Annotated in this window: 19 protein-coding genes and 1 pseudogene; 4 read left to right on the top strand and 16 right to left on the bottom strand. The window is 70.5% G+C overall.

All coding sequences use genetic code 11. From position 1 onward, the window contains the following. Positions 1-389: 389 nt before the first annotated feature. The gene (locus V8J36_RS19920) at positions 390-2,408 is read left to right on the top strand and encodes a DEAD/DEAH box helicase (RefSeq protein WP_336469076.1); all 2,019 of its coding nucleotides are present in this window, start codon (positions 390-392) and stop codon (positions 2,406-2,408) included. A 204-nt stretch (positions 2,409-2,612) separates the two neighbouring features. Continuing rightward, positions 2,613-3,599, top strand: a complete 987-nt coding sequence (locus V8J36_RS19915) for a bile acid:sodium symporter family protein (RefSeq protein WP_336469075.1) — start codon at positions 2,613-2,615, stop codon at positions 3,597-3,599. A gap of 358 nt (positions 3,600-3,957) precedes the next feature. Here the strand turns inward: V8J36_RS19915 and V8J36_RS19910 are convergent, their stop codons facing one another. The 10 genes from V8J36_RS19910 to chvE form a co-directional block, all read right to left on the bottom strand. Continuing rightward, positions 3,958-5,013, bottom strand: a complete 1,056-nt coding sequence (locus V8J36_RS19910) for an aldose epimerase family protein (RefSeq protein WP_336469074.1) — start codon at positions 5,011-5,013, stop codon at positions 3,958-3,960. A 4-nt stretch (positions 5,014-5,017) separates the two neighbouring features. Further along, positions 5,018-5,950 (bottom strand): Gfo/Idh/MocA family protein, encoded by a 933-nt coding sequence (locus V8J36_RS19905; RefSeq protein WP_336469073.1) that lies wholly within the window; start codon positions 5,948-5,950, stop codon positions 5,018-5,020. Then, the gene (locus V8J36_RS19900; RefSeq protein ID WP_336469072.1) at positions 5,947-6,816 is read right to left on the bottom strand and encodes an SMP-30/gluconolactonase/LRE family protein; all 870 of its coding nucleotides are present in this window, start codon (positions 6,814-6,816) and stop codon (positions 5,947-5,949) included. Before V8J36_RS19900 ends, V8J36_RS19905 begins: the two co-directional genes overlap by 4 nt. Positions 6,817-7,147: 331 nt before the next feature. Further along, positions 7,148-7,771, bottom strand: a complete 624-nt coding sequence (locus V8J36_RS19895) for a 2-dehydro-3-deoxy-6-phosphogalactonate aldolase (protein ID WP_336469071.1) — start codon at positions 7,769-7,771, stop codon at positions 7,148-7,150. Then, positions 7,768-8,655 (bottom strand): 2-dehydro-3-deoxygalactonokinase, encoded by an 888-nt coding sequence (locus V8J36_RS19890; RefSeq protein ID WP_442902515.1) that lies wholly within the window; start codon positions 8,653-8,655, stop codon positions 7,768-7,770. The genes V8J36_RS19895 and V8J36_RS19890 overlap by 4 nt, the downstream gene beginning before the upstream one ends. A 35-nt stretch (positions 8,656-8,690) precedes the next feature. Continuing rightward, positions 8,691-10,442 (bottom strand): L-arabinonate dehydratase, encoded by a 1,752-nt coding sequence (gene araD, locus V8J36_RS19885; RefSeq protein ID WP_336469069.1) that lies wholly within the window; start codon positions 10,440-10,442, stop codon positions 8,691-8,693. 17 nt (positions 10,443-10,459) lie between these two features. Continuing rightward, positions 10,460-11,425, bottom strand: a complete 966-nt coding sequence (gene araD1, locus V8J36_RS19880) for an AraD1 family protein (RefSeq protein WP_336469068.1) — start codon at positions 11,423-11,425, stop codon at positions 10,460-10,462. 4 nt (positions 11,426-11,429) lie between these two features. After that, positions 11,430-12,671, bottom strand: coding sequence for a multiple monosaccharide ABC transporter permease (mmsB, locus tag V8J36_RS19875; RefSeq protein WP_336469067.1), 1,242 nt, complete (start codon positions 12,669-12,671; stop codon positions 11,430-11,432). Positions 12,672-12,678: 7 nt separating this feature from the next. Continuing rightward, complete coding sequence (gene mmsA / locus V8J36_RS19870) at positions 12,679-14,196, bottom strand: multiple monosaccharide ABC transporter ATP-binding protein (RefSeq protein ID WP_336469066.1); 1,518 nt, start codon at positions 14,194-14,196, stop codon at positions 12,679-12,681. Positions 14,197-14,261: 65 nt separating this feature from the next. Further along, positions 14,262-15,326 (bottom strand): multiple monosaccharide ABC transporter substrate-binding protein, encoded by a 1,065-nt coding sequence (gene chvE / locus V8J36_RS19865; RefSeq protein WP_336469065.1) that lies wholly within the window; start codon positions 15,324-15,326, stop codon positions 14,262-14,264. Positions 15,327-15,465: 139 nt separating this feature from the next. Between chvE and V8J36_RS19860 the strand changes: the two genes are divergently transcribed. Next, positions 15,466-16,395 (top strand): LysR family transcriptional regulator, encoded by a 930-nt coding sequence (locus V8J36_RS19860; RefSeq protein WP_336469064.1) that lies wholly within the window; start codon positions 15,466-15,468, stop codon positions 16,393-16,395. Here the strand turns inward: V8J36_RS19860 and V8J36_RS19855 are convergent. From V8J36_RS19855 to V8J36_RS19835, 5 genes are all read right to left on the bottom strand, one after another. After that, complete coding sequence (locus tag V8J36_RS19855) at positions 16,392-17,780, bottom strand: efflux transporter outer membrane subunit (protein WP_336469063.1); 1,389 nt, start codon at positions 17,778-17,780, stop codon at positions 16,392-16,394. The two genes, V8J36_RS19860 and V8J36_RS19855, sit on opposite strands and share 4 nt — an antisense overlap. Positions 17,781-17,787: 7 nt before the next feature. Next, positions 17,788-20,901 (bottom strand): efflux RND transporter permease subunit, encoded by a 3,114-nt coding sequence (locus tag V8J36_RS19850; protein ID WP_336469062.1) that lies wholly within the window; start codon positions 20,899-20,901, stop codon positions 17,788-17,790. A 3-nt stretch (positions 20,902-20,904) separates the two neighbouring features. Beyond that, the gene (locus V8J36_RS19845; RefSeq protein WP_336469061.1) at positions 20,905-22,206 is read right to left on the bottom strand and encodes an efflux RND transporter periplasmic adaptor subunit; all 1,302 of its coding nucleotides are present in this window, start codon (positions 22,204-22,206) and stop codon (positions 20,905-20,907) included. Between the two features lie 137 nt (positions 22,207-22,343). Continuing rightward, positions 22,344-22,835, bottom strand: a complete 492-nt coding sequence (locus tag V8J36_RS19840) for a hypothetical protein (protein ID WP_336469060.1) — start codon at positions 22,833-22,835, stop codon at positions 22,344-22,346. Between the two features lie 131 nt (positions 22,836-22,966). Next, a complete protein-coding gene (locus V8J36_RS19835) occupies positions 22,967-24,727 on the bottom strand; it encodes a glycosyltransferase (protein ID WP_336469059.1) in 1,761 nt (586 codons plus the stop codon). 238 nt (positions 24,728-24,965) lie between these two features. Here V8J36_RS19835 and V8J36_RS19830 point away from each other — a divergent pair, with 238 nt between their 5' ends. After that, the gene (locus V8J36_RS19830; protein ID WP_336469058.1) at positions 24,966-25,808 is read left to right on the top strand and encodes a DUF6473 family protein; all 843 of its coding nucleotides are present in this window, start codon (positions 24,966-24,968) and stop codon (positions 25,806-25,808) included. A 104-nt stretch (positions 25,809-25,912) separates the two neighbouring features. On the opposite strand, the pseudogene V8J36_RS19825 reads toward V8J36_RS19830, so the two are convergent. Beyond that, positions 25,913-26,008 (bottom strand): annotated as a pseudogene (locus V8J36_RS19825) (electron transfer flavoprotein subunit alpha/FixB family protein); the annotation flags it as partial.

Here is a 26,008-nt window from a genome sequence, read left to right as displayed (position 1 = left end):
CAAACCTTCCACCCCGCGGCCAGGCGGGAGGGAGGGAACTTCAGATCTCAGGACATCCGGGGGAGGGGCGGCAATGCTGCGGCGCCCGAAAGATCCCCGGTGGAGGTAGGCTGAACTTAGGGTGCGACAGCCCGTCGCGGAAGCCCCAAGACCCGGAAAACAGCGCTGTTAGCGCGCACAATGAACTGTGCGGTTCGGGCAGTCGACGCAATTCCGCGTTGCAGCATGGACCCTGCCGGCGCATGGCGGCCTTGCCGCGATTGACCATTGCCACGCCGGGCGCTTGCCTGTAGGTCCCCCCGATCCCGAGGGGACCGTCCGGTCGCCCCCTCACCATTGCCCGGAGGCGCCGGGACGCCACGGGACATGGGCCGGATGGACAATTGGCAATGAAGCAGACCCTTCGCACCGCCCTCGAGGCGCGCGGCTATACCACTCTTACTCCCGTGCAGGAGGTCGTCTCGGGAGAGGCGCTCGCCGGCAAGGACCTTCTCGTCTCGGCCCAGACCGGCTCTGGCAAGACCGTGGGCTTCGGCCTTGCGATCGCGCCCGAAGTGCTGGGCGAGGGCGAGACCTTCGGCATTGCCGCGGCGCCGCTGGCGCTGGTGATCGCGCCGACGCGCGAACTGGCGCTGCAGGTCAAGCGCGAGCTTGGCTGGCTTTACGCCGGTGCCGGCGTCACCATCGCCTCGACCGTGGGCGGCATGGATGCGCGGGCCGAGCGCCGGGCGCTGATCGACGGGGCGCATATCCTTGTCGCCACGCCGGGCCGGCTTTGCGACCACCTGCGCCGCGGCTCGGTCGACCTGTCGGAACTGCGCGCCGTCGTGCTGGACGAGGCCGACGAGATGCTGGATCTGGGCTTCCGCGAAGATCTGGAAACCATCCTTGCCGCCGCGCCGGAAGGCCGCCGGACGCTGCTGTTCTCGGCCACCGTCTCGCCCGAGATCGAGCATCTGGCCCGCACCTTCCAGCGCGATGCCCAGCGCATCGTCGTCGAGACCCCCGGCGGCAAGCATGCCGACATCGCCTATCACGCGGTGCTGGTGGCCGACCGCGACGAAGAGAACGCGATCACCAACCTGCTGCGCTTCCACGAGGCGCCGAACGCGATCGTCTTCGCCAACACCCGCGCCGCGGTGTCGCGGCTGGTGTCGCGCCTGTCGAACCGCGGCTTCCCGGTGGTGGCGCTGTCGGGCGAACTCAGCCAGCAAGAGCGCAGCCATGCCCTGCAGGCGATGCGTGACGGCCGCGCCCGCGTCTGCGTGGCGACCGACGTTGCTGCCCGCGGCATCGACCTGCCGAACCTCGACCTCGTGATCCATGCCGAATTGCCGCTGTCGGAAGAGGCGCTGCTGCACCGTTCGGGCCGCACCGGCCGGGCCGGGCGCAAGGGGATCTCGGCGCTGATCGTGCCGCCCCGCGCCATCCGCCGCGCCGAGCGCACGCTGAAGGCCGCCAAGCTGGAAGCCCTGTGGGAACCCGCGCCCTCGGCCGAGGCCGTGACCGCGCGCGACGACGTGCGGCTGCTGGATGATGCCGTCTGGGGCGAGGCCGCGACCGAGGCCGAGGCCGCGACCGTGGCGCAGCTGCTGGCGCAGAAGGGCCCCGAGGCCGCCGCGCTGGCGATGGTCCGGCTGTGGCGCGGCCAGCGCTCGGCCCCCGAGGATCTGGAACCGGTCGCGCCGCGCCCGGCGCCCTCGGCCGGCTTCGGCGCCAGCGTCTGGTTCTCGCTGCCGATCGGGCGCGAGCGCAACGCCAGCCCGAAATGGATCATGCCCAAGGTCTGCGACGCGGGCGGCATCACCCGGCGCGAGATCGGCGCGATCCGCATCGGCGCCGAGGAGAGCTTCGTCGAGGTCGCGGCCGAGGTCGCGGACCAGATGCAGGCGAACCTGGGCCCGAGCGCAGAGATCGCGGAAGGCCTGCCGCTGACCCGCATGGCCGGCCCGCCCTCGGCCGAGGACGTGGGCCCGGCGCCGCGCAAGACCTTCGGCGCGAAGGGCGGCAAGCCCTGGGCCAAGGGCCCGCGGCGCGAGTTCGACGGCCCGGCGAAACCCTGGGCCAAGGGCCCGCGCCCCGAGCGCGCGGAAGGCGAGAGCAAGCCTTGGGCCAAGGGCCCGCGTCCCGAGCGGGCCGAGGGCGAGGCGCGGTCGTGGTCGAAGGGGCCGCGTCCGGAACGCGCCGAGGGCGAGGGCCGCAGCTGGTCGAAAGGTCCGCGCCCCGAGGGCGATACGGGCTACAAGGGCAAGCCCGCTCCGAAAGCCGGCGCCAAGCCGGGTCCGAAGCCGGCGGCGAAGTATCGCGGCGGCGACAATCCGGGCGGCTGGCAGCCGCAGCCGGCGCGCAAGGCGGGCAAGTTCGCGGGCGGCAAGCCCGGCAAGGGCTTCGGTCCGCGGGCGAAGTGATCCCTCGCGGGCCACGGCCCGCCACGGTGGGCTGCCAGTCGTGGCCCGCCACCCGTCCGGGGCGGCGCTGAGGCCGCGCCCGGCAGGAAATCCGGTCCCGGCGGGGCGTGGCGCTTGCGCAGCGCCCCGCCTCGGGGCTAGGTCGGGGCTTCGGCCGGCCCCGACGGGGCGGGCGGCGACCGCGACCCCAGCCCGGATGGACACATGGCCTTTCTCAAGCGCATCGGCATCGACACCTACATGCTTCTGCTGGTGGGGACCGTCCTTCTGGGCGTGGTCCTGCCGGTGCGCGGCCTGTCCGCCGAGATCCTGCGCGGCGTCACCTTCTGGGCGGTGGCGCTGCTGTTCTTCCTCTACGGCGCCAAGCTGAACTCGGCCGCCGTGCGCGCCGGGCTGATGAACTGGCGGCTGCAGGCGCTGACCTTCGCGGTCACCTACGTCATGTTCCCGGTGCTGGGCCTTGCGCTGGTGACGCTGGCCGGGCCGGTGCTGACGCCCGAGACGCGGCTGGGCCTGCTGTTTCTGGCGGTGCTGCCCTCGACGGTGCAAAGCTCGATCGCCTTCACCTCGATGGTGGGCGGCAACGTGCCGGCGGCGATCTGCGCGGCCTCGGTCTCGAACCTCGTGGGCGTGGTGCTGACCCCGGTGCTGGTCACGGTGATCCTGCATCAGGGCGGGGCCACGGTGCAGGGCGACGCGGCGCTGAAGATCGCGGTGCAGATCCTGCTGCCCTTCGTGGTGGGCCAGCTGTTGCGGCGCTGGATCGGCGGCTGGGTGGCGCGGCACAAGACGCTGACGATGGTCGTCGACCGCGGCTCGATCCTGCTGATCGTCTATTCGGCCTTCTCGGCGGGGACGGTCGGCGGGCTGTGGCACGTGCTCTCGCCGCTCGACCTCTTCGGGCTTTACGTCGTGGTCGCGGTGTTCCTCGCGATCGCGATGGGGGCGATGCTGGCGCTGGGCCGGGCCTCGGGCATGGTCGCCGAGGACCGGGCGGTGCTGTTCTTCTGCGGCGCGACCAAGAGCCTCGCCTCGGGCCTGCCGATCGCGACGGCGCTGTTCCCGGCCGCGACCCTTGGCGCGGTCGTGCTGCCGACGATGCTCTATCACCTGTCGCAGCTCTTCGTCTGCGCGGTGCTGGCCCAGCGCGGCGCGGCGCGGCTGGCCGCGGCGGAACCGGCGCGCGGCTGACCATCGCGGCGCCGGCGCAGAGTCCGGGGCTGTGACGGCGAGGAGCGCTGCCCGCAGGAGCCAAGGCAGGGGGGCGCTGCCCGACACGGGCCAAGGCGGGGGGCGCTGCCCCACACGAGCTAAGGCGGGGGGCTCTGCCCACAGGAGCCAAGGCGGGGGCTCTGCCCCGCACGGGCCAAGGCGGGGGGCGCTGCCCCACACGAGCTAAGGCGGGGGGCTCTGCCCACAGGAGCCAAGGCGGGGGCTCTGCCCCGCACGGGCCAAGGCGAGGGGCTCTGCCCCCCGGGGCCTGCGGCCCTCCCCCCGGGATATTTGTGCCAATGCGAAAGCCGCGGGCCAGTCGGCCGTTGATGGGCGATCAGTCGGCGGTCAGGCGCAGGCGGATTGTGGTGACGCGAGGGGTGCCGGGGCGCAGGATTGCCGGGCGGCCGCACCAGCCCTCGGGGCGGTTGACGGCATCGGGCCAGAGCTGGGGCTCGAGGCAGAAGGCGTCATGCGCGCGGTAGGCATGTCCGCGCTTGCCGGTGACGGAGCCGTCGAGGATGTTGCCGGTGTAAAGCTGCAGGCCGGGTTCTTCGGTGTCGAGTTGCAGGCGCCGGCCGCTCAGCGGGTCTTCGGCCAGCACCGGGCCGCCGTCGAGACAGAGGCAATGGTCATAGCCCTCGAGGCTGCGCGAGCGCATCGCGGTCGCGGGCTGGCGGCCCTCGCGGAAGTCGAAGGGCGTGGCACCGACCGGCGCGGGGTCGAGCGGGATCGCCTTCGCATCCACCGGCAGGTAGCGCGCGGCAGGGATCGTCAGGCGGCAGTCGAGCGCGGAATGCCGGTGGCCGGGCAGGGCCGCGGCGCCGGGAAGGGCGAAGAAGCTGTGATGGGTCAGCGCGACCGGGGTCGGGGCGTCGGTCTCGGCCTCGAGGCGGATCGTCAGAACCGCGCCGTGGCGGATCGGCTCGAGCGTGTAGAGCGCGCGGGCCGTCACCCGGCCGGGGAAGCCCTGGTCGCCGTCGGGACTGTCGAGGCTGAGGGCGATCCTCTCGGGCGTCGCCCGGTCGACCTGCCAGAGCCGGCGGTCGAAGCCCTCGGGACCGCCATGCAGCGTGTTCGGCCCGTCATTGGCGGGCAGGCGGATTTCGCGCCCGTCGAGGGTGAAGCGGGCCCCGGCGATGCGGTTCGCGACCCGGCCGATGGTGGCGCCGAAGAAGCCGCGATGCGCGAGATAGCCCGCAAGGTCGTCATGGCCCAGCACGATGTCGTCGATCACCCCCGCGCGGTCGGGGGTCAGAAGCGCCTGCAGCGCCGCGCCGTAGGTGATGACGCGGGCGGTGACCGGGCCTGCGCGCAGGGTCAGCCGCTCGACCATGCGGCCATCGGGCAGATGGCCGAAGGTCTCGCGCGCGGGGAAGGCCTCGTCCTCCATCGGCTCAGCCCGGGTCGTGGAACGGCTCGGTGATCCGCCGTTCGGCCATCAGGAAGGCGTCCGCCACCAGTTGCAGCGGCGCCAGATCGACCTCGGACTGCCCCGCGGCAATCAGCGCGGCGAAGCGGGCGTAGAGGCGGCGGTATTCGTGATCCTCGGCGGTCAGGCGCTCTTCTCCGCCGACGAGCAGCGTGGCGCCGCCGTTGCGCAGCAGGATCTCGGGCCCGTCGCTTTGCACGCGGATGTCCCAGGTCTGCGGGCCGGTCTGGCGCCAGTCGAACTCGGCCTCGACCGGCGCGCCCGAGGCGGTGACCATCCCGAGCCGCGCCGCGATCGGCGCCTGGCAGTTCTCGGGCACCTCGAGAAGGGCCGAGACCGGATGCACCGGCTCGGGCAGGATCCGGGTCAGGATCGACAGTGCGTTGATGCCGGGATCGAAGACGCCGAGCCCGCCCGGCTGCCAGATCCACTCCTGACCGGGATGCCAGTGGCGCACGTCCTCCTTCCAGTCGATGCGCACGGCGGTGACGCGGTGATGGGCCAGAAGCGCGCGGGCTTCCTCGACCGCCGCGGCCTCGCGCGAGTGCCAGGTGGCGAACAGCGTCAACCCGCGGTCGCGGGCCATGCGGGCCAGCGCCTCGACCTCGCTGACGCTGGCGCCGGGGGGCTTTTCCAGCATCACGTGGCAGCCGGCGCGCAGCGCGGCCGCGGCCTGTTCGAACCGCCCCTGCGGCGGCGTGCAGAGCGAGATCGCCGCAAGGTCGGGCTCGCCCGCCAGCATCTCGTCGATGCTGACGTAACCCGGAAGCTCGGGCAGGGCCGCATTGCGCGAGGCGATGGCGGCCAGGCGCAGGGCCGGCGTCTCGGCCAGCGCGGGCAGGTGCTGGTTGCGGGCGATGGTGCCCAGACCGACAAGGCCGAGCGCGATGGGGGTCATGACACGGAATCCTTGAACTGGATCGCGACCTCGGGGCGGCCCCGCCCGTGGCCGGGCAAGGCGAAGGTGCGGCCCGAGGCGGGGGCGGCGGCCAGCGCGGCGGGCGACAGCCCCTGCGTGGCCGAGGTGACGTAGAGCGTCGCCAGATCCGCCCCGCCGAAGGCCGGGCAAGTCAGGTGCGGCGCGGGCAGCGGGCTGCGCGCGACCGGCTCGCCCTGCGGCGAGACGGTCAGCACCACCCCCGCGCCCCAGCAGGCCAGGTGCAGCGCGCCGTCCGTGTCGGTGACCGCCCCGTCGGGATCGAGCCCCAGCGGGCGCAGGTCGAGGAAGGGCTCGGGCGCGCCGCTGGGCCAGCCCTCGGCATCGAGGGCGAGCGTGAAGATCACGCCGCCCGCGGTGTCGGCCAGATAGGCGCGGCGGCCGTCAGGGGCGAAGCAGGTGGCGTTGGGGATGGTGATCCCGGTCAGAAGCCGCTTCAGCGCGCCCCGGTACCAGCGGTAGAAGGCGCCGGCGCCGGGCGCGCAGTCCTTGCCCATCGTGCCGATCCAGAACCCGCCCATCGGGTCCGCCCGCCCGTCGTTCGAGCGGGTGCGGGCATTCTCGGCCTCGAGCGGGACCAGCGTCGTCAGCGCGCCGCTGTCGATGTCGAGCCGGGCAAGCCGCGTCTCGGTCGCGACCAGCAGCGTGCCCGCGTCGATCACCGCCGCGGCCGAGGTCATCTCGGGCAGGGCGCGTTCGTTCGTGCTGCCGTCGGCGCGGCGCGACAGCATCCGGCGGGCGGTGATGTCGAACCAGAACAGCTCCTCGCGCCCCGGATGCCAGAGCGGGCCTTCGCCCAGCGCGCAGATGCGGTCGTCGAAGGTCATCCCTGCAGCCTCCGGTCTCCTGCCGGTCCACGGTTGGCGGGCTCGCTCGCCGCGCAGGTCTGCCCCGGCCGATCACGCGGGATTGGTCGCCGGTGGCGGGGCAGATGACCGTGGCGCAGCGCCGTCCCGTGCCAGCGGCGGTGCGCTGCCACCTTGGCAGGCCGGGCGGTCCCGCAGGCAGGCGAGGCGTTCCAGAAGGACACCGCGCCGAGGGCAGGCCCGCTCCGGCCCTGCGGCGCAAGCGGCGGCTGGCTGGCGGAACCGCCGTCCTGTCGCCGGGCGCTCGCCGCGACGAGCGGGTGCCCGCAGGGCGCGGCTGCCGGGCGGGCGGTCATCGCCCGGCCCCGGCATCGTCACGGGCCGCGTCGTAGGCGGCGACGATGGCCTCGGCGCGGCTGGCAAGTTCGGCCAGCGGCAGGCCGGGGGTGTAAAGCGCGGTGCCGATGCCGAAGCCATCGGCCCCGGCGCGGATCCAGTCGACGAAATTCGCTGGTCCCGCGCCGCCCACCGCATAGACCTGCGTGCCCTTGGGCAGCACCGCGCGCAGCGCCTTCAGCCCCTCGGGTCCCGCCATGTTGCCGGGGAAAAGCTTCAGCCCGGTCGCGCCCGCGGCCAGCGCGGTGAAGGCCTCTGACGGGGTGAAGACACCGGGCCACGAGGCCATGCCCCGCGACCGTGTCTCGCGGATCACGCCCGGGTCGGTGTTGGGCGAGACGACCAGTGCGCCGCCGGCCTCCTGCACCAGTGCCACGTCCTCGGGCGTCAGCACCGTGCCCGCGCCGATGCTGGCCTGCCGACCCACCGCCCGCACCATCGCGGCGATCGAGGTGAAGGGATCGGGCGAGTTCAGCGGCACCTCGATCATGGTGATGCCGGCGGCGACCAGCGCCTCGGCCGCGGCCGTGGCCTCGGGCGGGGTGATGCCGCGCAGGATCGCGATCAGATTGCGGGTCATGGGTGGGCTCCTTCCGAGGCGAGCGCGAGGCCCGCGCGGGCCAGATCGGCTCCGTCGTGCACGGTGACGGCGCGGCCGATCTGCGCCAGCGCCTCGCGATAGGGGGCGCTGAGCGCAGGGCTGCCGATCAGCGCCAGCGGGCCCTCCGGCAGGCCGGCGAGTTCCGCCCCGATCAACAAGCCCGAAAGCCGCGACCGGGCGGCGGCAGGGCCAAGCCCCGCGATCAGGCTTTCGGCGCGGATCGCGAAGAGCGAGCCCAGAAGCCGCCCCGAGCGGCCAAGCTCTAGCCCCTCGCGGAAGGCGTCGGGATCGGCTGCGGTATCGGCGACCGAATGGCGCAGCACCGACTGGGTCGACAGCAGCGCGAACAGTTCTCCGGTCATCCGGGTCTGGAACGACTGCACCCGGCCGCCGCGGATCAGCGCGTGCTTGGAATGAGTGCCGGGCAGAATCGCGCAGCCCTCGAAGCCGGGATCGCGGGCCAGAAGCCCCGCCAGCTGCGTTTCCTCGCCGCGCATCACGTCGGCGGGGTGCTGCTGCATCAGACCGGGCACGATGCGGACGTCGATCCGCGGGTCGCGGGTCGGTACCCGCATCAGCTCGCCCGGCGCGACCGGAACGCAGGGGACCGGGCGATAGGGTGCCTCGACCCAGCCCTGCCGGGCGCCGACCATGCCGCAGGCCAGCACCATGATCGGGCGCGTCTCGGGCCGGTGGCCAAGCCAGCGCCCGATCAGCGCCAGCAGCGCCGGCTCGAACCCGTCGCGGGCAAGGCTGCCCATGCCGTCGGGGCTGTCGGCCTCGGCGATCACCCGGCCGTCGCGCATCGCGAAGACCCGCAGGTGGGTGGTGCCCCAGTCGGCGGCGATCCAGTCCGGGGCCATCTCGGCGCCGCGGTCGGTGAGGGGGAGGGCGCTCATCAATGGCTGTCCTTGCCGACCGGGTTGCCGCGGCAGCCCTTCAGGAAGTCGAGGTCGGCGCCGGTGTCGGCCCCGCCGACATGGGCCTGGTGCAGCCAGGCATAGCCGCTGTCCGGCCCGCCCTGCGGCGGTGTCCAGTTGGCCAGCCGCGCGGCCAGTTCCGCCTCGGGGATGTCCAGATGCAGGCGCCGGTTCGGCACGTCGAGTTCGATCATGTCGCCGTCGCGCACCACGGCCAGCGGGCCGCCGGCGGCGGCTTCGGGCGAGGTGTGCAGCACCACCGTGCCATAGGCCGTGCCCGACATCCGGGCGTCCGAGATCCGCACCATGTCGGTGATCCCCTTGCGCAGCACCTTCGGCGGCAGGCCCATGTTGCCGACCTCGGCCATGCCGGGATAGCCCTTCGGCCCGCAGTTCTTCAGGACCATCACGCAGGTCTCGTCGATGTCCAGCGCCTCGTCCTCGATCTTGGCCTTGTAGTCGTCGATATCCTCGAAGACGACGGCGCGGCCGCGGTGGGTCAGAAGATGCGGGCTGGCGGCCGAGGGTTTCAGCACCGCGCCCGCGGGCGCGAGGTTGCCCTTCAGCACCGCGATGCCGCCCTGCCGGGTCAGTGCCTGTTCCAGGGGCAGGATCACGTCCTCGTTCCAGTTGGTGACGTCCTTGACCTCGTCCCAGATCGTCTGGCCCGAGACGGTCAGCGCCTCGCGGTGCAGCTGCCCGCCCTCGCCAAGGCGCTTGAGCACCACCGGCAGGCCGCCGGCATAGAAGAACTCCTCCATCAGGTATTTGCCCGAGGGCATCAGGTTCACGATGGTGGCCACGTCACGCCCGCAACGGTCCCAGTCGTCCAGCGTCAGGTCGATCCCGACGCGGCCCGCCAGCGCGAGGATGTGGATCACCGCATTGGTCGAGCCGCCGATGGCGCCATTGGTGCGGATCGCGTTCTCGAAGGCCTCTTTCGTCAGGATGTCAGAGGGTTTCAGGTCGTCCTTCACCATCTGCACGATGCGCCGGCCCGACAGCTGCGCCATGACGCGGCGGCGCGAATCCACCGCCGGGATCGCGGCATTGCCCGACAGCGCCATGCCGAGGGCCTCGGCCATCGAGGCCATGGTCGAGGCGGTGCCCATCGTGTTGCAGGTGCCCGACGAGCGCGACATCGAGGCCTCGGCCTCGAGGAATTCCTCCTGCGTCATCTCGCCGGCCTTCACGGCTTCCGAGAATTTCCACAGATGGGTGCCGGAACCCACGCGTTCGCCCCGGAAATAGCCGTTCAGCATCGGCCCGCCGGTGACGACGATGGACGGGATGTCGCAAGAGGCCGCCGCCATCATCAGCGAGGGCGTGGTCTTGTCGCAGCCGACCAGCAGCACCGCGCCGTCGATCGGCTGGCCGCGGATCGTCTCCTCAATCGCCAGCGCCGCGAGGTTGCGGAACATCATCGCCGTCGGGCGGAAGGTGTTTTCCGAGGCCGAGAACACCGGCACCTCGACCGGGAAGCCGCCGGCCTCCCAGACGCCGGCCTTCACCTTTTCGGCCAGTTCGCGCAGGTGGCCGTTGCAGGGCGTGAGGTCGGACCAGGTGTTCAGGATGCCGATGATCGGGCGTCCGTCAAAGAGATCATGCGGATAGCCTTGGTTCTTCATCCAGCCGCGGTGATAGATCGTGTCGCGTGAGGTGCCCGAATACCAATGCGTCGAGCGCAGCGGACGGGGCCATTCGGCGGGGGTGAAGCGTTTCGCAGGCATCGGCGTGATCCTCTGGATCAGAGTTGACGGACCGTCGCGGGGCCGGTGTCGGCCGCGATGGCAAGGGGATTGCTGAGCGCCAGCCCGAAGGCGGGGGCCGAGATTTCGAAGACGTCACCGGCCTCGGTCTTCACGCCGGCGCCGAAGCTGAGCGTGGCGGTGCCGAACATGTGCACATGCAGATCGCCCGCCCGGCGGAAGGGCGCGTATTTGAAGTGGTGGTGTTCGAGGTTGGCGATGCTGTGGGACATGTTGTCCTCGCCCGACAGGAAGGGCTGGTCGAAGATCACCTCGCCCCCGCGGATCAGGCGCGAGCGGCCCTCGATGTGCGCGGGCAGGGGACCGACCAGCAGCTCCGGCCCGAAGCTGGCCGGGCGCAGCTTGGAATGGGCGAGGAACAGGTAGTTGATCCGCTCGGTCACATGGTCCGAGAACTCGTTGGCAAGGGAGAAGCCGATCCGGTGCGGGGTGCCGCCCTCGCCGATCAGGTAGAAGCCCGCGATCTCGGGCTCTTCGCCTCCGTCGAGCGCGAAGGCGGGCGAGGTCAGCGGATCGCCGGGCGCCACCGCCTCGGTCCCCGGGCCCTTGTAGAACCATTCGGGCTGCACGCCCGCCTCGCCGGCCGCAGGCTTGCCGCCCTCGATGCCCATCTGGAACATCTTCATCGAGTCCGAGACATGCCCCTCGGCCTTCGCATGCATGGCGTTGCGGGTCGCGGCAGAGCCCAGATGCGTAAGGCCGGTGCCGCACAGATACATCCGCGCGGGCTCGGGGTGGCGGACGGGGATGTCGAGCTTGCCCGTGGCCGCCAGCGCCGCGAGGTCGACAGTCTCGCCGCCCTCGGGCAGCACGGCGGCAAGGGGCGCGCCGCGGGCCACGGCGGCCTCGGCCAGCGCATAGGTCGAGGCGAGCCCCGGGATCAGGCGCGCGGCTCCCCCGTCGCGGGCGATGACGCCCCCGGTTTTCAACTGGCTCAGATGCATCGTGTCAGCCTTGCTTCTGCTTGTTGTAGACGTCGAAGATCACGGCGGCCAGCAGCACCAGCCCCTTGATCATCTGCTGGTAGTCGATGCCGATCCCCAGGATCGACATGCCGTTGTTCAGCACCCCCATGATGAAGGCGCCGATCACCACGCCGGTGATCTTGCCCGCGCCCCCGGCCATGGCGGCCCCGCCGATGAAGACCGCGGCGATCACGTCAAGCTCGAGCCCGAAGCCCGCCTTCGGCGTCGCCGTGTTCAGCCGTGCCGCGAAGACAAGGCCCGCCAGCGCCGCCAGCACCCCCATGTTGACGAAGGCGAGGAAGGTCAGGCGCTCGGTCTTGATCCCCGACAGTTTCGCGGCCTTGCGGTTGCCGCCCAGCGCGTAGATCCGCCGCCCGATCACCGTGTTCTGGGTGATGAAGGTGTAGAGCACGATCAGCACGCCCATGGTGACGAGCACGTTCGGCAGGCCGCGGAAGGTGGAAAGCTTGAAGGTCAGGAACAGGATCGCGGCGATGACGATGGCGTTGCGGATCCAGAACAGGTTGATCGGCTCTTTCAGCGCGCCATAGGCCGCCTTGCGGGCGCGGTCGCGCAGGCCCGCCCAGATGATCACGGCCGAGCAGACCACCCCGAAGCCCATGCACAGCGCGTTGAAGGCGCGCGATCCGGCAAGGGCTGCCAGGCCCGACGTGGCCGAGGCGGGCAGGATGTCGGGCACGAAGCCGTTCGACAGCATCTGGAATTCCATCGGGAACGGCCCGACCGACTGGCCCTGCAGCAGCAGCAGCGAGGCGCCGCGGAACACCAGCATCCCCGCGAGCGTCACGATGAATGAGGGGATCGCCCAATAGGCCACCCAATAGCCCTGCGCCGCCCCGATCACCGCGCCCATCACCAGCGAGACAAGGATCGTGACCGGCACCGAGACGTGCCATTCGACGATCATCACCGCCGCGAAGGCGCCGACGAAGCCCATGACCGAGCCCACCGACAGGTCGATGTTGCCCGAGACGATGACGATCAGCATCCCCAGCGCCATGATGATCACGAAGCTGTTCTGCAGGAACAGGTTTGTGATGTTCACCGGGCGCATCAGGGTGCCGTCGGTCACGATCTGGAAGAAGACCATGATCGCGATCAGCGCGAAGAGAAGGCCGAATTCCCGCATGTGGCTGCTGAGATAGGTGCCAAGCCCCTGCGGCTCTGCCCCGGCTTGCGTTTCTGTGGTCTGCACGGACATCATCCCCTCCTCAGTCGCTGACGATGAGCGACATGATCCGTTCCTGGCTGGCCTCTGCGGCCGCGAGCTCGCCGACGAACTCGCCCTCGTTCATCACGTAGATCCGGTCGCACATGCCCAAGAGCTCGGGCATCTCGGACGAGATCATCACCACGCCCTTTCCCTGCGCCGACAGCTCGTTGATGATCCCGTAGATCTCGTATTTCGCGCCGACATCGATGCCGCGCGTGGGCTCGTCGAGGATCAGCACCTCGGGCTCGGTGAACAGCCATTTGGCCAGCACCACCTTCTGCTGGTTGCCCCCCGACAGGTTGCCGACCTTCTGCAGCACCGTGGGCGTGCGCGTGGCCAGCGCCCGGCGATACCGCTCGGCCACCTTGGTTTCCGCGTCGGTGTCGAGCACGCCCTTCGACGACACGCCCTCGAGGTTCGCGAGCGTGGTGTTGAAGCGGATCGTCTCGTCCAGCACCAGACCCAGAGACTTGCGGTCCTCGGTCACATAGGCAAGGCCCGCGTCGATCGCGCGCACAACGGTCGAGACATCGGCAGGCTGGCCCTTCAGCCGCACCTCGCCCGAGATGTCGCGGCCCCAGCTTTTCCCGAAGATCGACATCGCAAGCTCGGTCCGGCCAGAGCCCATCAGCCCCGCGATGCCCACGACCTCGCCCGCGCGCACGTCGAACGAGATGTCGTCGATCACCTGCCGGTCGCGATGCTCGGGGTGCCAGACGTTCCAGCCTTTCACCTCCATCAGCACCTCGCCCGCGCGGCGCGGCCGCTCGGGGTAGCGCGAGGACATGTCGCGGCCGACCATGTGGCGCACGATCTCGTTTTCCTCGAGCCCGTCCTTCGCCGACAGTCGCGCCACGGTGGCGCCGTCGCGGATCACGGTGACGGTGTCGGCGACGTAGCGCACCTCGTTCAGCTTGTGGCTGATGATGATGCAGGTCACGCCCTGCGCCTTCAGCTCCAGCATCAGGTCCAGAAGCTTGCGGCTGTCGGTTTCCTGCAGGGCCGCCGTCGGCTCGTCGAGGATCAGGAGTTTCACGTCCTTCGACAGCGCCTTGGCGATCTCGACCAGCTGCTGCTTGCCGACGCCGATCGAGTCGACCAGCGTTGCGGGGGCGTCGCGCAGGCCGACCTTGGCCAGAAGCTTCTCGGTCCGGCTGAAGCATTCCTCCCACTGCATGACGCCGCGGGTCGCGCATTCGTTGCCAAGGAAGATGTTCTCGGCGATCGACAGCTGCGGAACCAGCGCCAGCTCCTGGTGGATGATGACGATGCCGCGGCTTTCGCTGTCGTTCAGCGTTTTGAATTCGGCAAGCTGGCCGTCGTAATGGATCTCGCCCGCGTAGCTGCCGACGGGATAGACGCCCGAGAGCACCTTCATCAGCGTCGACTTGCCGGCGCCGTTCTCGCCGCAGATCGCGTGGATCTCGCCGCGTTCGACCTGAAGGGTCACGCGGTCCAGCGCCTTCACACCCGGGAATTCCTTGGTGATCTCGCGCATCTCTAGGATTGTGGACATGGGCTCGCCCCTGCTCCGGTCTCGGAAAGCGCCCGGGGGAGGGATTCCCCCCCGGGCGGAAGGGCTCACTTCAGCTGGTCTTCCTTGTAGTAGCCGGAGTCGACGAGCATCGCCTTGTAGGTCTTGGCGTTCACCGGCTTCGGTTCCAGCAGGTAGGACGGCACGACCTTCACGCCGTTGTTGTAGGTCTTGGTGTCGTTGACCTGCGGCTCCTTGCCGGCCAGCATGTCGTTGACCATGCCGACGGTGACCTTGGCCAGCTCGCGGGTGTCCTTGAAGATCGAGGAATACTGCTCGCCCGCGATCATCGACTTGACCGACTGAACCTCGGCGTCCTGGCCGGTGACGATCGGCAGCTTCATGTCGCCCGAGCCGTAGCCGACGCCCTTGAGCGAGGACAGGATCCCGATCGACAGCCCGTCATAGGGCGACAGCACGCCGTTCACTTCCTGATTGGTGTAGTTGGCCGACAGGATGTTATCCATCCGCGCCTGGGCGGTGGCCGGGTCCCAGCGCAGGGTGCCGACCTTGTCCATGCCCATCTGGCCCGAGGGGATCTTGATCTCGCCCGAGTCGATCATCGGCTGCAGCACCGACATCGCGCCGTCGTAGAAGAAATACGCGTTGTTGTCGTCGGGGCTGCCGCCGAACAGCTCGACATTCCAGGGCTTCACGTCGGGGAAGCGTTCCTTCAGGCCCTCGACCAGGCTGGTGGCCTGCAGGACGCCGACCTTGAAGTTGTCGAAGGTGGCATAATAGTCGACGTCGCCGGAGTCGCGGATCAGCCGGTCATAGGCCACGATCTTGGTGCCCGAGGCGGCGGCGTTCGCCAGCGCGTTCGACAGGGTCGTGCCGTCGATGGCGGCGATCACCAGCACGTCGACGCCCTTGGTGACCATGTTCTCGATCTGCGCGAGCTGGTTGGGGATATCGTCCTCGGCATATTGCAGGTCGGTCTTGTAGCCGGCGTCCTGGAACTGCTTCACCATGTTGTCGCCGTCGTCGATCCAGCGGGCCGACGACTTCGTGGGCATGGAGATGCCGACCATCCCCTTGTCCTGCGCGAAGGCCATGCTGGAAAGCGCAACGAGGCTTACCGCGAGTGCCCCCGCGAGTTTCGAGATCTTCATCGATGTCCTCCCTTGGCGGGCGCCCTCCTCGGCCCCGCGAACACCCCCGAACCGGGGGCATGTCCTAGGCCTAACCGCGGATGACATACCGAACAAATGCCAATACAAGGAATCTGCATATCATCACCGGTATATTCGCATGGGTTCCTACCTCACCAATCTCAGCCCGCGGCAGGCGCGGCTGATCGCGGCGGTGGCCGATCACGGGCAGTTGCAGATCGCGGCGGCTTCCTGCGGGATGACCCAGCCCGCCGCCAGCCGGATGCTGGCCGAGCTGGAGCGCGTGCTGGACACCCGGCTTTTCCAGCGTCTTCCCAAGGGGATGGAGCCTACGCCCGCGGGCGTGCTGCTGGCGCGGCACGCGCGGCGGCTGGTCAATGACCTTGGCCGGCTGGTCGAGGAATTCACCGATCTGCGCGCGGGCCTTGGCGGGGCGGTGCGGGTCGGCGCGGTGACCGGGCCGGCGCTGGGCCAGCTGGTGCCGGCGGTGCAGGCGCTGAAGGGCGAGGCGCCGCAGGTCGACATCTCGATCGAGGTCGGGCCCTCGGTGCAGCTGGTGCAGATGCTGGAACGCGGCGATCTGGATTTCGCGCTGGCGCGGTTGCCCTCGCGCTTCGACCAGCGCGAGTTCGAGTTCGAACCGGCGCGGGACGAGGTCGTGCAGCTTCTGGTCCGCGCCGGGCACCCGATGGTGGGGCAGGGCGCGGTCGCCATCGGCGCGCTGCACGGGCTGCCGTGGATCCTGCAGGACCGCGACGCGCCGATCCGCCGCGCGATCGAGACCGCTTTCCATGACGAGGGCCACGGCTCGCCGCCCGACGTGATCACCACCTCGTCGCTGCTGGCGATCATCGCGCTTCTGAAGGACAGCGACGCGGTGGCGCCGATGTCGCAGGAGGTGCTCGACCTGCTGCTGAATCCGCCGGTCGCCGCCGATTTCGGACGGATCGAGCTGAACCGGCTGGTGACGGTCGAGCCCTACCTGATCCTGCGCGCGCGCGGCCGGTTCCTCAGCCGCGCGGCGGAACGGCTGCTGTCGCTGGTGCGCGACAGCATCCGCCAGCTTTAAGGGGCGGTGACCGCCGAGGCCGCCGCCACCGTGACCGGGCGCGCGTTCGGGAAGGCCCCGGCGCCCAGCGCGATCTGCAGGGTGGCGTAATCCACCGCCTGATCGCGCACCGCCGAGGCCAGCGACAGCCGCGCAGAGGCCAGCGAGCGGTCGCTGTCCAGCAGGTCCAGCAGCGACAGCGCGCCCTGCTCGTAGGTCGAGCGGCCCAGCGTCAGCGCCCGGTCATACGAGGTCACCGACTGGCCCAGCAGCGCCACCGTCCGCCCCGACCGGCGCCAGGCGGCATTGGCGCTCTGCACGTCCTCGACCGCCGAGAGCACCGTCGAGCGCCAGGTGATCTCTGCCTGCCGCGCCTCGGACTTCGCCTGTTCGCGGGTGCGGGCCAGCGCCGGCAGGCCGAGGATCGACTGGGTGATCGAGGGGCCGAAGCTCCAGGCGCCGGTGCCGCCCTCGGTGACCGAGCCCGACAGGGTGACGGAGGGCAGCAGCGACGCCGTGGCCACGCCGACATTCGCCACCGCCTGCGCCAGCGCGCGCTCGTCCGAGCGGACGTCGGGGCGGTTGCGCAGCAGTTCGGCCGGAATGCCGGTCGCGATGCCGCCGCGCGGGCGGGGCTGGGCGGCGCCGCGCTGCATCCGGTCGACCAGCGGCTGCGCCGGTTCCGCCAGCAGCGTCGCGATGGCATAGACATTGGCGAGGAAATTCGCCTCGAGCCCCGGCAGGTCGGCGCGGGCGTCGTCCAGAAGCGCCTGCACCTGCGCCTGGTCAAGCTCGGTCGCCGAGCCAAGCTCGCGCTGGTTGCCGGTGATACGCAGCGTCTCTTCGCGGCTGGAGATCGTCTGGCGGGTCAGCGCCAGCGCCTCTTGATAATAGCGCGCGTCGAGATAGGCGCCGAGGATCGCGGTCAGGTAGGCGAGCCGGGTGGTGCCCTCGTCGAATTCCGCACCCTGAAGCGAGGCCGCGGCGGCTTCGCGCCCCCGGCGGATCCCGCCGAAGAGGTCGATCACGACGCTCGCGTCGAGCGAGCTGGAATAGGTGGTGCCGGCGGCGACGGTGTCCGAGCCCGCGCGGGACCGCGAGCGGCTGGCCGAGCCGTCGACCGCGGCGGCGAGCCCGGTCTGTCCCAGCGCCGCGCGGGCGGCGGTGATGCGCTCGCGCGCCCCGACGATGTCGAGGTTCTGCGCCAGCCCGCGGTCGACGAGCCCGGTCAGCAGCGGGTCGTTGTAGGCCGTCCACCAGCGCCGGGCCGCGACCTCGCCGATCGGGCCGGCCGAGCCCTCGGCGAAGGTCTGGGTCAGCGCCATCGACGGGGCCTTGTAGTCCGGCCCGATGGCGCAGGCGGTGGTCGCGAGCAGCGTCAGCAGCAGCAGGGTCTGTTTCATCATCATCGGATCACGCGGCCTTGTCAGTGGTTTTGTCGCGGCGCGAGAAGATCCGCCGGATGCAGACGAAGAAGGCGGGCACAAGGAAGATGCCAAGCCCGGTGGCCGCGATCATGCCGCCCAGCACGCCGATGCCGATGGCGTTCTGCGCGCCCGCGCCGGCCCCGGTGGCGGTCGCCAGCGGCACCACGCCCAGGATGAAGGCGAAGGAGGTCATCAGGATCGGCCGCAGGCGCTGGCGCGCGGCTTCCAGCGTCGCCTCGACCAGCGTCTTGCCGTGCGTCATCTGCTCGACCGCGAATTCGACGATCAGGATCGCGTTCTTCGCGGCAAGGCCGATGGTCGTGAGCAGGCCCACCTTGAAGTAGACGTCGTTCGACTGCCCGGCCAGCAGCGCCGCGGCCAGCGCGCCGATGACGCCGACCGGCACCGCCAGCATCACCGACAGCGGGATCGTCCAGCTTTCATACAGCGCAGCCAGGCACAGGAACACCACCAGCACCGAGATCGCGTAAAGCATCGGCGCCTGCGAGCCCGAGAGCCGTTCCTGATAGCTGAGGCCCGTCCAGGCCACGCCATAGCCGCCGGGCAGCTCTGCCGTCAGCTCTTCCATCGCGTCCATCGCCTCGCCGGTCGAGACGCCGGCACCGGGCGAGCCCTGCAGTTCCAGCGCCGTGGTGCCGCCATAGCGATTGAGCGAGGCGGGGACGCTTTCCCATTCCAGCTTGGCGAAGGCCGAGAAGGGCACCATCTCGTCCTCCGAGTTGCGGGCATACCAGCGGAAGATGTCGTCGGGCTGCATCCGGAAGGCGGCATCGCCCTGCACGATGACCGAGCGCAGTTCGGTCCCCATCTCGAAGTCGTTCACGTCGGTGCCCGAGAAGACGGTGGTCAGCAGGGCGTTCACCTCGCTGATCGACAGGCCAAAGCTTTCCGCCTTCTGCTGGTCGATCACGATCTTCATCGCGGCCTTGTCGTTGTTCTCGTTGCCGCGGATCCCGGTGGCGCGGCCGTCGGCCTGGGCGGCGGCGACCAGTTGGTTGGCGGCGGCGCGCATCGCCTCTTCGCCCTGGCCCGACTGGTCGAGCAGGTACATGGTGAAGCCCGACGAGTTGCCCATCCCAGAGATTGCCGGCGGCTGCAGGAAGAACACCCGGCCCAGCCGGTTCGACCGGAAGGCGGCATTCGCCCGCGCCGCCACGGCCGAGGCGGACAGTTTCGCATCGCCCGCGCGCAGGTCGAAGTCCTTGAGCTTGGCGAAGACCATCGCGTTCGACTGCGAGGTGCCGCCGAAGCCGAAGCCGAGCGCGGCGAAGGTCGACTGCACGGCGTCGCCCTCCTTGTCCATCAGATAGGCCTCGACCTTCTTCACCACAGAGTCGGTCTGGGCGGTGGTCGCGCCTTCGGGCAGCTGCACCTGCACCATCAGCACGCCCTGATCCTCCTGCGGCAGGAACGAGGCCGGGATCCGCCCGAACATGAACCAGGCGCCGACGACGATCGCGGCAAGGGCGATCAGCGCGGTGAAGGGCCGCCCGAGAATGCGGCGGTTCACGCCGACATAGCCGCCGGTGAAGCGGTCGAAGTTGCGATTGAACCAGCGCGCGGGGGCGGGGCCGGGCCCGTGGCGCGGCTTCAGCAGCGTGGCACAAAGGGCGGGCGTCAGGATCAGCGCCACGAACACCGACAGCGCCATGGCCGAGATGATCGTGACCGAGAACTGGCGGTAGATGATGCCCGTAGAGCCGCCGAAGAAGGCCATCGGCAGGAACACCGCCGACAGCACCAGCCCGATGCCCACCAGCGCCGAGGTGATCTGGTCCATCGACTTCTCGGTCGCCTCGACGGGCCCAAGGCCCTCTTCCTCCATCACCCGCTCGACGTTTTCCACCACGACGATGGCGTCATCGACCAGCAGGCCGATCGCCAGCACCATGGCGAACATGGTCAGGGTGTTGATCGAATAGCCGAAGGCTGCCAGCACCCCGAAGGTACCCAAGAGCACCACCGGCACCGCCAGCGTCGGGATCAGCGTCGCGCGCCAGTTCTGCAGGAAGACGAACATCACGACGAAGACCAGCGCGATGGCTTCGAACAGCGTGTGCTCGACCTTCTCGATCGACAGCTCGACGAAGGGCGAGGTGTCGTAGGCATACTGGATCTCGACGCCCTCGGGGAAGGCGGGGGCCAGCGCGTCGAGCACCTTGCGCACCGCGGCCGCGGTTTCGACCGCATTGGCGCCGGTCTGCAGGTTGACGCCGAAGCCCGCGGCATTGGCGCGGCTGAAGCGGTTGTAGCTGCCGTAGGTTTCCTGCCCGATCTCGATCCGGGCCACGTCGCCCAGATGCACCGCGGCGCCGTCCTCGCCGGTCTTCAGCAGGATGTTGCGGAACTCGTCGACGGTCTTCAGCTGGCTCTGGGCCGAGATCTCGGCGGTGAACTGCTGGCCCTCGGCGGCGGGCTGATCGCCCAGCGAGCCGACGGTGACGGTGGTGTTCTGGGCCGAAACGGCGCTGGTGATGTCGGCGGGCGTCAGCTGGAACTGCACCAGCCTGTCCGGGTCCAGCCAGATCCGCATCGCATAGCCAGAGCCGAAGACGTTGATCGAGCCCACGCCCTGCGTGCGCTGCACCGGGCCCTCGACCGTGGTCTCCAGCATGTCGGCCAGCTGCAGGCTGGAATACTTGTTGTCCTTCGAGACCAGCGACCCGACCATCAGGATCGAGCTCGTCGAACGGTTCACGCGGATGCCCGCGTCCTGCACGCGGTCGGGCAGCTGGTTCTGCACCAGCTGCAGCTTGTTCTGCACCTGCACCTGCGCATCGTCGGGGTCGGTGTTCTCGTCGAAGACGATCGAGATCGAGGACCGCCCGCGCCCCGAGGACGAGGTCATGTAGAGCATCCCGTCGAGGCCGGTCATGGCGTCCTCGATGGTGGTGGTGACCGAGTTCTGCACCGCCTCGGCCGAGGCGCCCGAATAGGTTGCGGTGATGCGGATCGTGGGGGGCGCCACCTCGGGATATTGCGAGATCGGCAGGGTGTAGATGCCCAGGACGCCGCCCAGCATGGTCACGATGGCAAGCACCCAGGCGAAGACCGGGCGGTGGATGAAGAAACGGGCCATGGCTCAGTTCCCGCCCGTGCCCTTGGTCGTGCTTTTGCCCGCGTCCGTGGTCGCCGCGCCATCGCCGGCCTTGTCGAGCTGGGCGGGGGCGGGGTCGGCCTGCGCGGCGGGCTGGTCGCTCAGCGTGCCGTCGGCATTGATCGTGACCGCCACCGGGTCGATCTTGCGGCCGCCGCTCATGGTGTCGATGTTGTCGACCATCAGCTTCGCGCCGTCCTCGATCCCCTCGGCCACGATCCAGGCGTTGCGGGTCGAGCCGACGGGGGTGACGAAGTGTTCTTCGGATGCGCCGTCCGCGCCCACCAGCCACAGCCGCACCCTGCCGTCGGCCTGCGCCTTGGCGGCCAGTTGCGGCACGAGGAAGGCATTGGTCGTGCCCAGCGTCGCCGAGGCGCGCAGGAACATGCCGGGCAGGATCTGGCGGTCGGGGTTGGCGAACTGCAGCCGGATGCTGACCGAACCGGTGGTCGTCGAGACCGAGGACGAAACCGCCTGCACGGTGCCGGTGCCCGAATATTCCTCGCCGTTCTCCAGCGTCAGGGTCACGCCCAGCTTCTCGCCGGGCTCGATGTCGCCATTGGCGAAGCGGCGGCGGTATTCCAGCATCCGCGACGAGGCCTGGCTGACATCGACATAGATCGGGTCGAGCGCGATGACCGTGGTCAGCGCGTCGGACTGGCCCGAGGTGACAAGATCGCCGACCGAGACGGCCGGAATCCCGACGACGCCGTCGATCGGCGCGGTGATCGTGGTGCGGTCGACGTTGATCTGGGCCGAGCGGACCGAGGCCTCGGCGGTCGAGATCGCGGCGCGGGCCTGCAGCAGCGTCACCCGCGCGGTGTCGAGATCGGCTTGGGTCACGCCGGTGCCGGCCAGCTTCTCGGCGCGCGAAGCGGCGGCCTCCGCCGCGGGCAGGGCGGCGTGGGCGCTTTCCAGCTCGGCCTCGGCCGAGAGCAGCGAGGCGTCGTAGCTGGCGCTGTCGATGCGGAACAGCGGCGTCCCCTTGGTCACGTCGGTGCCCGGCTCGTAGAGCACCTCGGTCAGCACCCCGTCGACCAGCGGCCGGATCTCGGCGCTGTCGCGGGCGGCGGCCTGACCGGGCAGGCTGTCGGTCACCGGGACCTGCTGGCGCTGCAGGGTGACGACCCCCGCCTTCACCGGTCCCGCTGCGCCGCCGCCCGCCGCCTGCGCGAGCGCCGGGCCCGTGGCGAAGGGCAGGGGCGCGGCCAGCAGCGCGGCGATCAGGACGGCAAGGCGGAACGGGTGCGGGCCGCGCGGCGGCCGGGAACAGGGGGCGATGGTCATGGGGGGAGTGTTCGCTTCTCTTCGATCGGGCCGGGGGCAGCGGCGGTCGCAAATCACACGCAGAAGGCCATCATCTCCGTCGCGGCGCGACGCGCTTTTTTGCCGCAGCGCCGCAACGGCCGGTGCCCGCGCCCGCCCTACAGATCCGGCTCGCGCAGCCCCAGCGACACCATTCTGAGCAGCCCGTCCCCGGTCACGTCAAGCGACCAGCGCCGGCCGCCGGGCTCGCGTCCGCTGATCGTGCCGCTGAGCGCCGCGATTTCGGAATGGGTCGCCATCAGCGCGGCGATCCGCGTTGCGAGATCCGCGTGATAGGCCTCGGCCAGCGCCCGCGGCGCCGCGGCGCGCGCCAGCGTCGCGCCGTCGAAGCACAGCACCCAGCCGGTGCCGCCTGCCTCGGGCGCGAAGCGGTAGCGGCCGAAGGGCGTCGGCGACTCGACGGGCTCGGGGGGCGCGATCCGGGCTGCGACGGCCGGGGCGGCCGCGTCTGCAGCCGCGCCGGGCGGTGCGGTTTCCGGCGCCGCCACGGGTTCGGGCGGCGTTTCCGGCGGCGTTTCCGGCAGCGCCTCGGGCAGCGGGAACAGCGCCGCGATGCGCTCGTGGATGCGCTCGCTGAAGGACAGTTTCATTTCGGTCTCCCTCGGCTCGGGACCGGTGCTCTAGCGCAGGACGGCGGAAAGCTGAATGCCGCCCGCGCGTGCATCGGCGGCGGACTGCCGCGAGGTCACGACAGCGAGGTGCCGCGCGGTCGCTCGCGCAGTCACTGCGGCGCGGCCATCGCCCGCAGAAGCTGGTTGGCCAGCTGCGGCCGGCCCGCGCCCTGCAGCGCCCGCGCCAGCATCGCCTGCCGCGCGGGACGGGCGGATTTCTCGGCCTGCGCGACCAGCCCGCCCAGATAGCGCCGGAACCCGCGGGTCTGCCGATAGCGGGCATAGAATCCCGCCTCGGTCAGGCTGCCCGCCGCGCAATCGGTGACCAGTCCGGACAGAAGCCCGGTCTGGCGCAGGAACTGCGCGGTGAAATGGCCGGAATGGCGGGCGCGCAGCAGGGTCACGCCGGGTCCGGCCAGCCGGTCGGCATGGCGGCGATCCTCGGGCACGCGCGGGTCGAAGACGACATAGGCGCGGCCGGCGGCGCGGACCCCCTCGGCCCCGTCGGCGAAGGGACCGCTCCAGTCGAGCCGCGCCCCCTGCCGATAGCGCCGGTCGAAGCCTGCGCGGGCGGGGTCCAGCGTCGACTGCGGCGAGAAGGCGATCACCACTGCACCGGGCACCAGCGGGGCGAAGGCGCAGGCCGCGAAACCGCCCATCGAGGTGCCCGACAGGATCACCCGCCCGAAGCGCGCGAAGAAGCCCTGATCGCGAAGGCGCGTCAGCTCGTCGAACAGCCGCGGCTCGCGGAACCAGTGTTCGCGATGCGCCAGCACGCCGAGGTTCGACCAGCCGCGCTTCTCGGCGAAGGCATAGCCCCAGGGATCGCGCAGCGCGACCGGCGAGCGCGGCCCCGAGAGGTTGTCGAAGCTGACATACAGCGTCTCGTCACCGCGTCGGGTGTGCTGCAGCGCGAAGCTTTCGTCCGAGACGAAGAACCCCCGCCGCCGCGGTCCCTCGGCGAAGTCGGTCAGCCAGCGGCCCGGGCCCTCGGCCTCGGGCGTCTCGTGCTCCAGCGCGGGAAGCCCGATGTGGGCCAGAACCTCGGCCCGGCTCTTCAGCATCCCCGCCAGCCAGCGGCCGGTGACATCGAGGAAGGGGAAGTCGCGGGCGACCGCGGCCTCGACCGCCTCGGGCGTCATCGGCACCAGCCCGCGGCGCTGCATCATCAGCGGCGTCATCGAGGTGTCGTTCAGCCCGTTGTTGGTGACCAGCGCCAGATGGCCCTCGAGGATCACATGCTTGAAGCGGTCCTTCAGCGCGAAATGCCCGAACTCGTAGACGCTTTTCGACGGGTGGCGCAGCGCCGCCCCGGCCGAGAAGAAGTCGACCGGCCAGTGGTGGATGCCGGCGGTCGCGCCGCCGCGCACGCAATACATCACGCCGCGGAAGCTGGCGGCGAAGGCGCGCTCGGCTTGCCAGGTCGCCTCGGTGCCGCGACGCAGCCCGTCGATGAAGCCCGCGTGAAGCGCGTCGTCGTCATCGAGCCGGAACTGCAGCACCTCGCCCAGCTTCAGCCCCATCTCGGCGAAGGCGGCCTTCTGGGCATCGGCCGCGGTGGCGGGGGGCGAGAAGCGCAGCACCACCTGCGGATGGCGCCGGCACAGCGCGACCAGACGGCCGCGCCAGGGCTCTGGCATCAGCTCCGAGGCGAGGACGAGGAAGGCGAAATCCGGGTCGGTCTGCGCGGCAAGGCTGGCCAGCGTCAGATGCTCGAACGTGGCGAGACGCGCCTCCATCCGCTCGGGCGTGAACAGCCGGGCCGCCTGTTCTTGCGCGGCGGCGGCCTCGTCGGTGATCTCGCCCTCGCGCCAGGCCTTCCAGTCGCCCCGTCCGACCAGCGAGAAGCGGCAGATGCCGATGATGTCCATGTGTCCTGCGTCCGCGTGCCCTGCGACCGCGCGCCGTGGCGCGGGCCCTGTCCGATCGTTTCCGAACTGACAGCCCGCGGTGTCACGAAGCGGTCGGCTCTAAGGCATCTTCGCGGCGTGTCAGCCGCGCCGCAAGCCGTGCCGCCGCGCCGGCGTCGCGTCTTTGTCGCAGCCCTTAAGACGGCGGTAACCGCGCGCGTGGTCTTACGGGGGCGGGGTGACTGCTACGGGGTGAATCATGGCCTTTGAAAACCCGGGCGCCGAGGCGCTCGATTACGAACCGTGCCGGTATGGCGACTCGAAGCTGCTGTTCCGCGGGCCGCGCCGGCGGCTCGAGGGGACCTATGTCGCGGCCATCGGCGGCAGCGAGACCTATGGCAAGTTCGTGCCCGACCCCTGGCCCGCCCGGCTCGAGGCCGCGCTGGGCGTTCCGGTGGTGAATTTCGGCACGATGAACGCGGGGATCGACGTCTTCGCCAATGACCTGACGCTGATCTCGGCGGCGGCGAAGGCGGCGGTCACGGTGGTGCAGGTGCTGCCGCCGGAGAACATGTCGAACCGCTTCTACGCCGTGCATCCGCGCCGCAACGACCGGTTCCTGCGCGCCTCGCCGCTGATGCGCTCGCTGTTCCGCGAGGTCGACTTCGCCGACTGCCATTTCACCGGCCACCTGCTGGCGGCGGTGCGGGCGATGGCGCCCAGCAAGTTCTCGATGATCGAGACCGAGCTGAAGGCGGCCTGGACCGCGCGGATGAAGCTGCTGCTGTCGCGGATCATCGGGCCGAAGATCGTGCTCTGCCTCGACAATCCGCTGCCGCCCGACGCGCCCGCGCACCCGCTCGGCCCGGCGCCGCACCTGATCACCGACGAGATGCTGTCAGAGCTGTCGCCCTTCGGGGTCGAGCTTCTGCAGGTCTCGCCCAGCCGCGAGGCGCGTGCCTCGGGGATCGAGGGGATGCGCTTCGCCCCGCTGGACGAGCCGGTGGCCCGCCGGGTCGCGCCGCCCTCGGTGCACCAGGAGATCGCCGAGGCGCTGCAGGGCCCGGTCACCCGTCTGATGGCCCGGATCGAGGTGCCCTGAGCGGGCAGGGACGCCCCGCAGCGAAAACCCCCCGCCGCGGCTGCGACGGGGGGCTTTTGTCTGTCATGGGCCGATCGGCGCCGGGCGAGTGCCCCGCGTCGAGATCAGACCTTCGAGGTCAGTTCCGGCACGAGGGTGAAGAGATCGCCCACCAGGCCGTAGTCGGCGACCTGGAAGATCGGGGCCTCTTCGTCCTTGTT

It is taken from the genome of Frigidibacter sp. MR17.14 (assembly GCF_037095735.1).
In the GTDB taxonomy this organism is placed as follows: Bacteria; Pseudomonadota; Alphaproteobacteria; order Rhodobacterales; family Rhodobacteraceae; genus Frigidibacter.
The sequence above is the reverse complement of the archived record's forward strand: the minus strand, read 5'-3'. Positions and strand labels throughout refer to the sequence as shown.